This is a genomic window from Pseudomonas sp. 21615526 (assembly GCF_013386245.1).
Lineage (GTDB): Bacteria > Pseudomonadota > Gammaproteobacteria > Pseudomonadales > Pseudomonadaceae > Aquipseudomonas.
This window is the reverse complement of the sequence record NZ_JACAOM010000003.1, coordinates 49618-63094: the sequence shown is the minus strand read 5'-3', so window position 1 is coordinate 63094 and position 13477 is coordinate 49618. Positions and strand designations below refer to the sequence as shown.

Annotated in this window: 12 protein-coding genes; 6 read left to right on the top strand and 6 right to left on the bottom strand. The window is 61.0% G+C overall.

The features are described from left to right. The first annotated feature begins 229 nt into the window (after positions 1–229). The 3 genes from HX786_RS01470 to HX786_RS01460 are packed head-to-tail and all read left to right on the top strand — an operon-like array spanning position 230 to position 3795. The gene (locus HX786_RS01470; RefSeq protein ID WP_008437533.1) at positions 230–889 is read left to right on the top strand and encodes a paraquat-inducible protein A; all 660 of its coding nucleotides are present in this window, start codon (positions 230–232) and stop codon (positions 887–889) included. After that, entirely contained in the window at positions 876–1499 is a 624-nt protein-coding gene (locus tag HX786_RS01465; RefSeq protein WP_003214366.1) for a paraquat-inducible protein A, read from the top strand. Before HX786_RS01470 ends, HX786_RS01465 begins: the two co-directional genes overlap by 14 nt. Further along, positions 1492–3795, top strand: coding sequence for a PqiB family protein (locus HX786_RS01460; protein WP_178911639.1), 2304 nt, complete (start codon positions 1492–1494; stop codon positions 3793–3795). Before HX786_RS01465 ends, HX786_RS01460 begins: the two co-directional genes overlap by 8 nt. Before the next feature lie 170 nt (positions 3796–3965). On the opposite strand, the gene mksF is transcribed toward HX786_RS01460, so the two are convergent. From mksF to mksB, 3 genes are read right to left on the bottom strand one after another with little or no spacing between them, the layout of a single operon-like run. After that, on the bottom strand, positions 3966–6806 hold the full coding sequence (gene mksF, locus HX786_RS01455) for an Mks condensin complex protein MksF (protein WP_008437530.1): 2841 nt from the start codon (positions 6804–6806) through the stop codon (positions 3966–3968). Then, positions 6803–7510 carry an Mks condensin complex protein MksE gene (mksE, locus tag HX786_RS01450; RefSeq protein WP_178911638.1) on the bottom strand — a complete coding sequence of 236 codons (708 nt, stop codon included), beginning with the start codon at positions 7508–7510 and terminating at the stop codon, positions 6803–6805. Before mksE ends, mksF begins: the two co-directional genes overlap by 4 nt. Next, the gene (gene mksB, locus HX786_RS01445; RefSeq protein ID WP_003214377.1) at positions 7500–8777 is read right to left on the bottom strand and encodes an Mks condensin complex protein MksB; all 1278 of its coding nucleotides are present in this window, start codon (positions 8775–8777) and stop codon (positions 7500–7502) included. The genes mksE and mksB overlap by 11 nt, the downstream gene beginning before the upstream one ends. Positions 8778–8983: 206 nt before the next feature. Here mksB and HX786_RS01440 point away from each other — a divergent pair, with 206 nt between their 5' ends. Together HX786_RS01440 and rimI are read left to right on the top strand one after the other, a co-directional pair. Further along, positions 8984–9721, top strand: a complete 738-nt coding sequence (locus tag HX786_RS01440) for a hypothetical protein (RefSeq protein WP_003214379.1) — start codon at positions 8984–8986, stop codon at positions 9719–9721. Next, a complete protein-coding gene (rimI, locus tag HX786_RS01435; protein ID WP_003214382.1) occupies positions 9714–10166 on the top strand; it encodes a ribosomal protein S18-alanine N-acetyltransferase in 453 nt (150 codons plus the stop codon). The genes HX786_RS01440 and rimI overlap by 8 nt, the downstream gene beginning before the upstream one ends. Positions 10167–10301: 135 nt before the next feature. Here the strand turns inward: rimI and HX786_RS01430 are convergent, their stop codons facing one another. Continuing rightward, positions 10302–10706, bottom strand: coding sequence for a hypothetical protein (locus HX786_RS01430; protein ID WP_003214383.1), 405 nt, complete (start codon positions 10704–10706; stop codon positions 10302–10304). A 150-nt stretch (positions 10707–10856) separates the two neighbouring features. Between HX786_RS01430 and can the strand changes: the two genes are divergently transcribed. Continuing rightward, positions 10857–11501 carry a carbonate dehydratase gene (gene can / locus HX786_RS01425; protein ID WP_003214385.1) on the top strand — a complete coding sequence of 215 codons (645 nt, stop codon included), beginning with the start codon at positions 10857–10859 and terminating at the stop codon, positions 11499–11501. On the opposite strand, the gene HX786_RS01420 is transcribed toward can, so the two are convergent. Both HX786_RS01420 and HX786_RS01415 read right to left on the bottom strand, forming a co-directional pair. Further along, the gene (locus HX786_RS01420) at positions 11498–12022 is read right to left on the bottom strand and encodes a hypothetical protein (protein WP_003214386.1); all 525 of its coding nucleotides are present in this window, start codon (positions 12020–12022) and stop codon (positions 11498–11500) included. The two genes, can and HX786_RS01420, sit on opposite strands and share 4 nt — an antisense overlap. Before the next feature lie 171 nt (positions 12023–12193). Then, positions 12194–13363, bottom strand: a complete 1170-nt coding sequence (locus tag HX786_RS01415) for a hypothetical protein (RefSeq protein WP_087693801.1) — start codon at positions 13361–13363, stop codon at positions 12194–12196. Between the last annotated feature and the right edge of the window lie 114 nt (positions 13364–13477).

Below are 13477 nucleotides of genomic sequence, written 5' to 3'. Positions count from 1 at the left end.
TGCAGTCAGGGGTTTTGTTTTGGGCGGTCGGAAAGTATGGCGAGCTTGCTGGCGAAAAACTCCAACGGTAACGCGGGCTACCTGATGCCACGCATTGGTCTAAATCCCCTCGTCCCAATCCCCCCTCGCGCGCACAAACGCTACTGAATCCCCCGACAAATTTGCACAGTTATTTCTGAACCAGAACACTAGAATAGGCACCTAATCTTTTTTAGAGTCCGAGCCCTATATGCCCGACCCGGTTGATACCCTTGAGGTGTCAGACTTACCGCTGGACGAACTGGTGGCATGCCATGAGTGCGACCTGCTGATGCGCAAGCCGGAGCTTGCCCGCGGTGAAAAGGCCCAATGCCCACGCTGCGGCTACGAGCTGTACGCTCACCGCCACAACGTCGTTGAACGAAGCCTGGCGTTAGTGCTTGCGGCGCTATTGTTGTACGTCCCCGCGAACTTTTTACCCATCATGCAGCTCAATCTACTCGGGCAGTCCTCGCAGGACACCGTGTGGACCGGCGTGGTCGGTCTGTTCGACACCGGTATGCAAGGCGTCGCCGTGGTGGTGTTCCTCTGCAGCATGGGCATTCCGTTGCTCAAGCTCCTGTGCCAACTGGCGGTATTGCTGAGCATTCGCTGGAACATCGGTCGCAGCTACGGCCTGCTGTTTTATCGCATTTACCACCACCTCAAGGACTGGGGAATGCTCGAGGTGTACCTGATGGGCGTGCTGGTGGCGATCGTAAAACTGGCTGACATGGCCACTATCACCGTAGGGCTCGGTCTGGCCTGCTTCGTCAGTCTGTTAATGGTCCAGATATTGTTGGAGGTGGTCATGTCACCTCACCAGATCTGGGAAGCGCTGTCAGGAGAGGATGCTCATGCGGGCGATTGATGCGGGCATTCTGATCTGTACCGAATGCCATGAATTAAACAAACAAGACCCGGACACCGACGAGCAAACCTGCACCCGTTGCGGTGCGCTGGTCCATGCTCGCCGGCCGAACAGCCTGACACGCACCTGGGCGCTGCTGATCACCGCGGCCATCCTGTACATCCCGGCTAATCTGTTGCCGATCATGACCGTCAGTTCCCTGGGGCAGGGCGATCCGAGCACCATCATGTCTGGCGTGATCCAATTGATGCAGCACGGTATGTTCCCCATCGCCGCTGTAGTGTTTATCGCCAGCATCCTGGTGCCCACCTTCAAGCTGGTTGGTATCGGGCTGCTGCTGTTCTCGGTGCAGCGTCACCAGCCACTTTCCGCGCAACAACGCATTATCATGTACCGCTTTATCGAGTTCATTGGCCGCTGGTCCATGCTGGATATCTTCGTGATTGCCATCCTGGTGGCGGTCGTAAACTTTGGGCGACTTGCCAGTGTCGAGGCCAATCTCGGTGCCGTGGCGTTCGCCAGTGTGGTGATCTTGACGATGCTTGCCGCAGTAACTTTCGATCCCCGACTGATTTGGGATAACACGGAGTCGGACGACGACCATGAGTGATTTGCCTAAGGCTAAAACCCGCCCAGCTTCCAACTGGTCGGCCATTTGGGTGCTGCCCCTGATTGCCCTGATCATCGGCGGCTGGTTGGGGTGGCGCGCCTACAACCAGCAAGGCATCGAGATTCAGGTTCGCTTTGAAAGCGGCGAAGGCATCCAGGCCAACAAGACCGAAGTGGTCTACAAAGGCATGTCCGTGGGTAAGGTCAAGACCCTGGCCCTGGATGACGAAGGTAACAATCGCGGGGTGATTGCTACCATCGAGATGAACAAGGATGTGGAGCAATACCTCAAGACCAACACCCGCTTCTGGCTGGTAAAGCCAAGTGTCAGCCTGGCCGGGATCACCGGCCTGGAAACCCTGGTCTCGGGTAACTACATCGCCGCCAGCCCAGGCGATGGTGATCCGACGCGCAAGTTCAAGGCCCTGTCCGAAGAACCGCCTTTATCCGACGCCAAGCCCGGCCTGCACCTGACGATCAAAGCTGATCGACTCGGCTCGCTGAACCGTGGCAGCCCGGTGTTCTACAAGCAGATCCAGGTCGGCCAGGTCAAAAGCTACCTGCTCTCCGAAGACCAGACCACCGTTGAAATCAAGGTTTACATCGAGCCGACCTACGCCAGCCTGGTGCGTAAACACACGCGTTTCTGGAACGCCAGCGGCATCAGCATCGACGCCAACCTTTCCGGCGTAAAAGTCCGCAGTGAATCCCTGGCCAGCATCGTTGCCGGCGGTATCGCCTTCGCCACGCCGGAGAATCGCAAGGACAGCCCACCGACGGACCCGAGCCTGCCGTTCCGCCTGTACGAAGACTTCGATGCAGCCGCGGCGGGCATCAAGGTCAAAGTCAAACTCACCGACTTCGAAGGCCTCCAGGCGGGCCGCACCCCGGTGATGTACAAAGGCATCCAGGTCGGCAGCCTGAAAACCCTGAAGATCGATCCGGACCTGTCCAGCGCCAATGCCGAGTTGACCCTCGACCCACTGGCCGAAGACTACCTCGTCCAGGACACCCAATTCTGGGTGGTCAAGCCGTCTATCTCCCTGGCGGGCATCACCGGGCTGGAAGCGTTGGTCAAAGGTAACTACATCGCCATCCGTCCCGGCGACAAGGGCACCGCGCCACAACGGGAGTACGTCGCCCGCGCCAAGGCGCCGCCACTGGACCTGCGTTCCCCCGGCCTGCACATGGTGCTCTTCACCGACAACCTCGGTTCCCTGGATGTCGGCAGCCCGATCCTCTACAAGCAGGTCAAGGTCGGTTCCGTGCAGAGCTACCAGTTCTCCCGCAAGAACAAGCAACTGGTGATCGGCGTCCATATCGAGAAAGAATACGAAGGCCTGGTCAATGGCTCGACCCGTTTCTGGAATGCCAGCGGCGTGACCCTGACCGGTGGGCTTACCGGCGGCATCCAGGTGAAAAGCGAATCCCTGGCCAGCCTGATGGCGGGCGGTATCGCCTTCGAAACCCCGGAGCCGAATGTGCCGCTGAAAAAGCGCATCCCACGTTTCCGTCTGTTCCCGGATCGCGAAGCCGCCAACCAGCACGGTACATTGGTGACCATCAAGGTCGACCGCGCCGATGGCCTGCGCCCGGGTACGCCAGTGCGCTTCAAGGGCCTGGACGTAGGCAAGATCGAAAGTGTCGACCTGAGCGCCGACATGCAATCGGTGCTGCTCAGCGCGCGTATCACCCAGGTGGCCGACCGCATCGCACGGGCCGGCAGTCAGTTCTGGGTGGTCAAGCCTGAACTGGGCCTGATGAAAACGTCGAACCTGGAAACCCTGGTGACCGGCCAGTACATCGAAGTACAGCCAGCGACCAAAAGCATCGGCCCACAGAAGAGTTTCGTCGCGCTGGACAAGCCGCCAGAAGCCGTTCATCAGGAGGAGGGCCTGAGCCTGGTACTCAGCGCCGCACGCCGTGGCTCGTTGAAGGAAGGCGTTCCGGTCACTTACCGCGAAGTCACCGTAGGCAAAGTTACCGGCTACGAGCTGGGCCAGACCGCCGACCGTGTGCTGGTTCACATCCTGATCGAGCCCAAGTACGCGCCTCTGGTGCGCAGTGGCAGCCGGTTCTGGAACACCAGCGGCTTCGGGCTCGACTTCGGCTTGTTCAAGGGCGCGACTGTTCGCACGGAGTCCCTGGAGACCCTGGTCGCCGGCGGCATCGCCTTTGCCACGCCGGACGGCGAGCGTATGGGCAACGCTGCACGGCCCCAGCAGACCTTCCCGCTGTTCGACAAGTTTGAAGATGAATGGCTGACCTGGGCGCCTAAAATCCCGCTCGGCAAATAGACCGAGGCGCGGCCTTCGCGAGCAAGCCCGCTCCCACATTTGACCCAGTTCCCATTGGAGGAACCCGATTGAATGTGGGAGCGGGCTTGCTCGCGAAGAGGCCCTCAAGAACACCAAAAAAAGGCCGCGATCCAGAAGATCGCGGCCTTTTTGCATTTCAGCGCAACTGATTAAACCTCATCCAGCTCCGGCTCATCCGCCTGCACATTCACCGTTGCCTTCACCACATCGTGACGACGGATGTACTTCCAGTCCGCCTCATCAATGTAGATCCCGTTCGGCCCGCTGCCGCCTTCCAGGTCGATTGCCACCTGGGCGGAAACCTGCGGCTTCACACTCGCCAGAATCGGCACGAAGCCCAGTTGCAAGCTGGTCTCCAGCAATGCCGCCTGGTTCTTCTCATCGATGTCCGCGGCCTCATCGAGGTAGTACGGCAGGCGCACGCGACCGGCCTGGTCGCGGTCCATCAAGTGCAGCAACAAGTACATGTTGGTCAGCGCCTTGATGGTCATGGTGGTGCCGTTGGAGGCGGCGCCATCGATGTCGGTGTGAATGATCGGCTGGCCGTTGACCTTGGTGATCTCGAACGCCAGTTCGAACAAGTCCTTGAGGCCCAACTGGTTATGGTTGGCCGCAACCAGGCGCGCCAGGTATTCCTTGGCTTCCTCGTTCTTGTTGTCCTGCTCGGCGCTCTGGCTCAGATCGAACACCGACAGGGTTTCGCCTTCTTCATACTGACCGGCACTGTGGATGATCTGGTCGATATGCTTGAGGGCTTCCTTGTTCGGCGCGAGCACGATGCGGAAGCTCTGCAGGTTGGACACCTGGCGCTTGTTGATCTCACGGTTGAACAACGCCAACTGGTGCTCAAGGCTGTCGTAGTCGCTGCGGATATTGCGCAAGGTGCGCGCGATATCCGTGACCGCCGCCCGCCGGGCCTTGCCCAGGGTCAGGGCTTCATCGGTACGGTGCGCGTAAGCGTTGATCAGCAGGTGCAGGCGGCGCTCCATATCGTCTTCACTGTCGAACTTGGCCACGCCCTTGAGGCGCACCTGTGCGTACAGCGCGTCGATCTGGCCATCAGCGCGCAGCAGGCCTTGCCAGCTGTCCTGGTAGTCATTGAGCAGCGGCAGCAGGTTGTCCATGGAATCGTCGACCGGGTCCATGAACGGCGTACCAAACGGCAAGTCTGCCGGCAGCAACTGACGACGACGCAACGCGTCATCCAGGGTGCGCTGCTTGGCTTCCATATCACCAATCTGCCTGCCTACCAATTGCAGCTTGGCCGACAGTTGCTGGACGCGCTCGGTAAACGCATCGCTGGAGCGTTTCAATTCGTCCTGGGCCGCTTCCATCTGCGCCAGGCTTTCCAGCTTCTCGCCTTCCTCGGCGCTCAGGGTTTGTGCACGGCGGAAATCTTCCAGCGCCTTCTGCGCGTCCAGTACCTGTTGGTACAGCGCTTCAGTCTGGGTCTTGCTCGCCGCGCGGTCGGCCGCCACGGCTTGCTGGGTTTTCAGTTGCTTGAGTTCTTTTTCCAGACGCTCTTTCTGGTCGCGCAACGCGGCGCGGTCAGCCAGTGCCTGCAACGCCGGTGGCTCGATGTGCGAGATGTCGATGGCCAGCCCCGGCACTTCAAAACGCTCGCCCTTGAAGCCATCAAGGATCTGCTCCAGGGATTTCACCCACAGGCCGTCCTCGTCCAGCGTGATGCCATGCTCACCCAGCGGCAAGCTGAACAGCGAACTGTTGAACAGGCGCATCAGACGCTCGACATCCTGCTGCGAGAATTCTTCCCGCAGCTTGGCGTAGCTGTTGTTGTCGGCGTGATCGAGTTGCTGCTTCACTGACTTCAGGCGTTTTTCCAGGTCCCGCAGACGTTCGTCCAGATCCTCGGCGCTGAACTGACGCGACTGCGCCAAGGCCCCGGCCAGTTCATCGTGAGCATCCTTGGCGGCCAGCAGTTGCTGCTCCAGCACCTTGACGTCATCCACCAGCGCGAAGCGGTGCTTGAGCACCGACAGCTCACCCAGCCAGCGCTGAATCCCGCTGATTTCCCGCTCCAGGCGCATCAGCTCCTGAGTGCCGCCGCGCTGGTCGTTCTGCAGCGAATCCTGCTCGTTGCGGTAATGCTCGGCCTGGATCGTCAGTTCTTCCTTGCGCGCACTGGCGTAGTCCGACCAGGTGCCCAGCAACGAATCCAGCAGCGGTGAGAGGCGATGCAGCTTGCCCCGCAGAATGTCCCGCTGCTTCACGCCGTTGGCCAAGGCTTCTACCAGGGGGCCGGCAGCCACCAGCGAGTTGTAGTCCTGCTCCATGCGTCGTACATCGCGGAAGGCTTCTTCGCACGCCGCGATGTAATCGACACTGCCGGAACGCAGGCTGTGTTCGAACGCATCCAGAAACAGCTGCTTCAACTTGGCCGCGGTGATTTCCCGCATGTGCAGCAAATTGATAAACAGCGCGCGGAAGGTCTTCAGGCTCTGCTCGCTGGTGGAGCGCAGCGGAATCAGGGTCAGGTCCAGCGGGATCGACGTATGGCCGCCCACCAGCAAACGCCGCAGCTCATCGGGCTTGAGCTCATAGGCTTTCAGGCCTTCGCGCTCAAGGTTGGTGAACAGCTCTTTCTGGCGCAGGCAGGTGTCGTTCTTCTGGTAGTGCGCCAGGTCCAGCTTGCCGGCGTAGGCAAAGAACTGGTGACCGAAACCACCGCCCGGGCCGCGACCGACCACGCCGATCACGTGCGGGCCATGGGGAAGCGAGACTTCCACGAGGATGTAGCTGGTGTCGGTGGCAAAGTAGAAACGCCGGGATTGCTCCAGGGTGTACTTGCCGAAACTCATGTCCGACATGCGCGCCAGAATCGGGAACTGCAAGGCGTTGATCGACGCCGATTTGCCAAGGTTGTTCGCGCCGTATACCGACAGCGGTTCTTCCAGCGGGAACAGGCCCAGGCTGTAACCGGCGGTGTTCAAAAGGGCGAAGCGGCGAATGCCGTAGCGTTCCTTGCTCATGCGTCGGTCTCCTGTTCTTCGGCAATGGCGCGGGCCAGGGCGTCTTCTTCGCTTTCTTCTGCAAAGTCACTCAAGTCCAGCGGGTCATCGGTCTTCAGCAGTTTTTCATCGCTGTCTTCGTCGATGATCACCGGGGCCGGCAACGGCAATACGCTGTGGATGCTCGCGGCCAGGTCGCGGTCTTGCTGGACCGAGAGGCACACATCGAGGAAGCGGTGCATCGGCGGCAGGAAGCGGTAGATGCCGTTCTCTTCACCGGCAAAACCCAGCTGGGTCATGCGGCGCATGATTTTTTCTTCCAGTTCCTCGACGGTCTGCACTTCGGCCTGGATAAACAGGTCGCGGTACTTTTCCAACAACGACGGCAGTTCGTCACGGCCCAGGCTGCCACCGTCGAGCACGGCGATCGGGTCGCGGCCCTGGTCGGCCAGGTGCTCGACGATGACGAAGGTGAACAACGCCAGGCGCTGGGCGGTCTTGTTGACCTGCGCGGCGGCCACGGCCGAGTCCGGCACGAAGTAGTAGAAACCCCGCGTGTCGCACACCAACTCAAAGCCCAGGGCCTTGAACAACGTGCGGTACTGGTCCTGGAAGTTCGACAGTTGGGCGTACAGCTCCGGGTCGCGGCGGCTGACGTGGTAACCCTTGAACAGCTCGCGAAAGATCGGCGCCAGCTGGGACAGTTCGGATAGATCAAGATGCATGAGGGGTGCTCGCAGAATTCCCGGCCGTATCAATACTGGCTGGAAGCAGGGCGAATGAGCGCAGGCTGACCTGGTGCTCGTGAGTGTGGTAATCCCGTCGTTCCAGACGTTCACGCTTGAAGCGTTTTTCCCGCGACAGGCGTGAGAACCAGTACAGCAACTCGTCGGTTGCGCCGTCCGGTTCCTGCTCCAGCAGCCAGGTCATCAGGTCCGGCATCGGCAGCGCGTCTTCACAGCGCTCGAGCATTTCCTTGACCGTGCGCGGTGCGCGAGGGGCTTCGCCCTTGTGGGATTTGTGCGCCTTGGGGAAACGCGCCGGCTTCGGTTCGAAGTTGGCCAGGGCGTACACGTAGGCTTCGACCTGGCTGGCACTGCCGAGAAATGTGCTTTGCGGCCGGGTGAACATCGGCATCGCCGCTTGCGGCACCGCGTCCAGGCCCTTGCGGCGAATCGCCGACAAGGCCAGCGCCGCGCCACGGGTCACGGCGTTGTGCCGGCGTGCTTCTTCCCGCAACGGCAGCAGCAGTTCCCGGGCGTGACGCAAGGTCAGTTGGGCGCTGGTCTGCATTTCGAGGATGCGCGCGTGGGTGCGCAGCAGCATGTCGTCGTCCACCAGGTGGCCGAGGCGCTGCTGCTCGGTGAGCATGCGCAACAGTACGTTTTCCACCTTGCGCACGCCTTGTTCGAAGGCGCCGTCGGCGTTCACCAGTTGAATCATCGGCTCGACGTATTCGTCCCAGGTCGCCAGTACTTCGGCGTAGCGCTGGCGCAACGGGATCTGCCGGTCGCTGGTCTTGGCGCGATCGGCCACGGCAGCGAGGGCCTGTTCGTCGTTGGCGAGTTTTTTCAGCACGTCGCGCACGCGCATGTCCAGCAGGCGCAGTTGGCGCGCCAGGTCATGGCCGTCGCGGATGTCGAAGGCGTCCTGGATATAACCCGCCAGGCGCTCAAGGTGGCGCAGGTAGGCTTCGATTTCCAGGCACAGGCCTAGCCGGTGCTCCTTGCGAAGATACGCCAGGAAGTCGTGGATCTGTGCGTTGAGCTCGAAACGGTTCGGGCTCTTGGCGACAGGCACCAGGATATCCAGGCGAATCCACACGTCCAGCAGGCTGGTGATGTCCTGTGGCGTGCTGTCCAGTTGTTGGGCGGCCAGCTGGGCGCGCAGTTCGCTGAGGCTCAGGGTGCCTTGGTCGAAGTGTTCGCACAGTGGCTCAAGCAGGGCCCAGTGTTCGGCGAGGGCGCGCAAGACGCGCTTGGGTTCGATCATCGGAATGGCCGGCTGGTTAGCGATTAAAAGCAGCGATTGTACTGCATCGGTGCCGGGATTTATCCACAGCCGGTCGTGAGGCGCTCACCGGAGCGATCAACTGCGGGCGATCTTCGTCGAAGGGCGGTAGAATCCCTGTTCTTTAGTTATCCACAAGTGGCCGACCTTTGCTTATCGAGTCCCGACGTCGCGCTTACTTGACCGCCATGCAGGTGGTCAACTGGCTGCCGCGCACTGAATTACCGTTCGCCGCCCCTTCGCGGCCCGAGCTGCTGGAGGCCCCGGAACCTTTCGAGGCTTTCGAGCCTTCGGGTGAGGAGGCGGCTGCGCCGGTGCCGCTGGTCAAGCCCGTGGCAGAAACCCCGGTGGTCCGGCCAAAGGTCGAAGTGCCGCGCCCGTCGCCGGTGGCCAAGCCGGTCGTCGCCGAAGAGGCGCCTGCCGTGGTCAAGGCTCCGGTCGTACCGCCGCCACGCTTTGCCCTGCAACTGCTGCGGGCCGGGCGATGCCTGCTGCTGGTGGAGTTACCCACAGGCGAGCGCTTCCAGGCCCGCGACCCGGCCTATCTGCTGCTCAAGGACATGTTGCGCGCCGCCGGCCTGCCCGACAGTCCGCAAATCGTTGGCGAGCCGGTGCGCTGGCCGCTGCTGGCCCGGGGCACCATGGACCAGGGCCCGGAAGCTGCACGGGATTTTGTGCAAGGTTTTGTCTCGGCGCGCCTGGAAGACGAACCCTGCGTGTGCCTGTGGCTGATCGGCCTGCCCGCCGTGCGTTTTGCCGGCGAAGCGAATGCCGAGGCCTGGTACCGCGAACTGCAGGTCGAAGGCCTGGGCTCCGTCTGGGCCCTGCCGGGCCTGGAACTATTAATGGAAGAGCCACAGCGTAAGGCTGATGTCTGGCAAGCCATGCGCCGGCTGATGGCGCGCTGGAAAAGTACCGATGAGTGAAGCTTTATCCTTCCGCCCGATGACCGAGGCGGACCTCGACGCTGTACTGAAGATCGAATACGCAGCGTTCAGCCACCCCTGGACCCGCGGGATTTTTCTCGACGGGCTGGGCAAGTACCAGATCTGGCTGATGTTCGAAGGTGAGCAGCAGGTGGGCCACGGGGTGGTGCAGATCATCCTCGATGAAGCGCATTTGCTGAACATCACCGTCAAGCCGGAAAACCAGGGCCGTGGCCTGGGCTTGAGCTTGCTGGAGCACCTGATGTCCAGGGCCTACGAGGCCAAGGCGCGGGAATGTTTCCTGGAAGTGCGCGACAGCAACACCGGCGCGTTCCGGCTGTACGAGCGTTATGGTTTCAACGAAATTGGCCGTCGGCGGGATTATTACCCCGCCGTCGGTGGCCGCGAAGATGCGGTCGTGATGGCCTGCACCCTGGTCGACTAAACACAGGGCCCAATGTGGGAGCGGGCTTGGTGGGAGCGGGCTTGCTCGCGAAGGCGATGGTCCAGTCGCCAGATGTAATGACTGACACACCGCCTTCGCGAGCAAGCCCGCTCCCACATTCAGTTCGGCAGGGTGTCAGCGGTTGCCGTCTACTGGATCGATATCGGCCAACTCGGCCTCATCCAGGCCATTGCCGCCGCCGATCTCGTCTTCATCGACGATACTCAAATCGTAATCCGCCGGATGGTCTTCACCTGCTTCCTGCGCATCCCGCGCGCCATCCTCATGGATCAGCGTTTCCGGGCTCATGTCATCATCGGTTGAATCATGATCGTCAGTGGAAGCACCGGTCATCCCGGCTTCGCGCACCCGTTCGTCGGGCATCAGGTGCTCACGCTCCCGAGGCGGAATTTCGTCGCCGATTTCCGCAGTCGGCTCCTCCTTGTCAAAATCCAGCTCGCGCATTTCGCCCATGCGATCTTCGTTGTCATCAATCGGTTCCGGCTGTGTAGCGCCGTAGGGACGTCGTGATTCAGTCATGGCGATTCCTCATACTGTGGGGCTTATAGTGTGTGGACAGGCATGGCTCCCCAAGATTCAAGAAATTGCCGCCGGCTATCTTTATTGTTGGCGTGACCCGGACGGGCGGTCGAGTGTCAAAACTGCGCATCATTCCTGAGGCTTTCCCTGATGAACGAACTACAAGACTTGCTTGATAACAACGAACGCTGGGCGGATGCGATCAAACAGGAAGATCCCGAATTCTTCGCCAAGCTCGCCCGCCAGCAAACCCCGGAATACCTGTGGATCGGCTGTTCCGACGCCCGCGTGCCGGCCAACGAGATCGTCGGCATGCTGCCTGGCGACCTGTTTGTGCACCGCAACGTGGCCAACGTGGTATTGCACACCGACCTCAATTGCCTGTCGGTGATCCAGTACGCAGTCGACGTGCTCAAGGTCAAACACATCCTGGTGACCGGCCACTACGGCTGCGGTGGCGTACGAGCTTCGATGCAGGACAACCAGTTGGGCCTGATCGACGGCTGGCTGCGCACCATCCGTGACCTGTACTACGAAAACCGCGACGTGCTGGCCCAGTTGCCCACGGAAGAGGAACGCGTAGACCGCCTGTGCGAACTGAACGTGATCCAGCAGGTGGCCAACGTCGGCCACACCAGCATCGTGCAGAACGCCTGGCACCGCGGGCAGAGCCTGTCGGTTCATGGCTGCATTTACGGGATCAAGGACGGCCGCTGGAAAAGCCTGAACACCACCATCAGTGGCTTCGAGCAACTGCCGCCGCAATACCGCCTGCGCCCGCTGGGTGCGGTCTAAGGGCTTTTGCGTTCGCGCCACTGCTCCATGAATTGCTGACCCTCGGGATTCAACGGCTCCTTCATGCCGGTGATCCAGCCCCGACAGTTGAGCTCGCCGCACTGGCAGCGAAACTGTCGGAACAATACGTCCTCGGTGTGGGCGTAATCCATGGTCAGCAGGGCGCCAGCGGGAATGGGTTGAACGGACCACAGTTCCAGGTACGTCATGTCGAGAAACGCGTTCGGGTTGCATGAATGCGAAAGCAGGCCGCTGAACCAAGGGTCGTACAAGTGGATACGCGAGGACATCTGCACCGTATGCAGGCGCCGCTCATTCAATGCGTAGCCGGACACCCTGGCGATACACAGGCGGCTGTCAAAGGCGACGCGGGTCTTGATTCCGTCGCCTGAACCGTCTCGGGTACGCACCACTTCATAGTCGCGAGCGCGGGGGTAGCCGTGTTCGGCGAGGGCGGTCGCGAACGGGTAAAGACACTTGCTCACAGCGGTTTTAGCCTTGTCCATGGCTTGAGTTTTCATGACTCTCCAGGAGGGGCTGCATCGACCTGCCGGTGGTGTCTTGACTGCCAGTCTTGCAGCGGATGGGCGCGGCTCAAGACTCGCTTAAGTGGGAACCAATTTCTACTGTCAAATCTGACAGTAGAAATTGGCTATCTTTTATGTAGGAAAATGCCCTTCTGGCAGCCTGCTTCAGAGCGCCGGTGCTTCAATCGCCGGTTCTGGCACTGCGCTTTTCAATTGCCTCAGCTGGGTCTTGATCGCCGGCTGGGCACACTTGGCGTTCGCTTGATCGGGCGTCAGCTCGCGGATAGAGGTGTAGAACAGTTCGCAGGTCTGCTCCTTGCGCGTTACCTGCCAGGTGTTCATGCAGCCTTTGAGCTGCACATTCGGATCGCTGGCGGGCTTCTGGCCCATCGAGGCCTGCCAGCAGGCGGCGCTCAAGTCCTGGCCCATCACCTTCAAACCGGCCTCGTCGGCCTTTTGCTCGTCACCGTCGTAGGTGTCGGGGTTGGCGGCATACCAGATGTAGCTCGGGTGATTGGCGCCCAGTACGGCGACCTGGCTCCCGACGGCCGGGCTGATTTGCGCCAGGCCCAGTACGGCAACGGTTTGCCCGTATTGCTGCTTGATCCAGCTGCGCACCGGCGCGCCGAAGGCCACCATCGGCAACGCGCCGCCCGCGTGCTGGCTCAGCTCCTTGACCATCCGGGTCTGATAGTCGGTGAAGTAACCGTACACACCTTCCAGGTCCTTGCCCGCCGTGGCAGGGGCGGCGATCGGGGCGATGTCGATGATGGTCTGGTATTCCGGCGTCTGGGTCGCCGGGATGCCGTTGGCCGTGAGCAAGGTCGCCCAGCGGTCGGTGGTGGCCGACTCCAGGTAGTCCTGGAAGTGGGTCAGGGAATAATCCGGCGGGAAGTGCAGCAGCTCGATGCTCTTGCGGTTTTCCAGGGCCATGCCCAGCGGCAGGAACAGGTACCAGTTGAACTGCCATTTGCCATCACCATTGAGTTTGCTGGCGCCCTGGTAAGCCAGGTCGGCGGTATCGAGCAAGGTGGTCAACGGCTGGCCATAACCGTCTGGCACACCGCTGAACGTGGCCAGCACCTGGTCATGCTCGGTCTTGACGCTGACTTTGGCCCGGCTGTAACCGTCGCGTTGCAGGCTCTGGTTCAGGTAGTGCTCGACGGTCTGTTCCAGCGTCCAGGGACGAAAACAGATGACGCTGCAATTGTTCGGGTACGCGAACAACTGGGTGACCCGTTGCGGGGTACCCAGCGGTACGGTGATATCAGCCTGTACGACCGCACTCAAGGTCAGTGCGGCCAGGGTGAAGGACAACCTGGAGAGTTTGAACATGGATGGTTCCCTGTCAGCGAAAGCCCGTCTACGCGGGGTGAATGCCCACCCTCACACAGTAGCGGTTGACCGGGAAAAGCGCGTAGAAAAACTGCGAGCTTGTCGCTTTTGAGC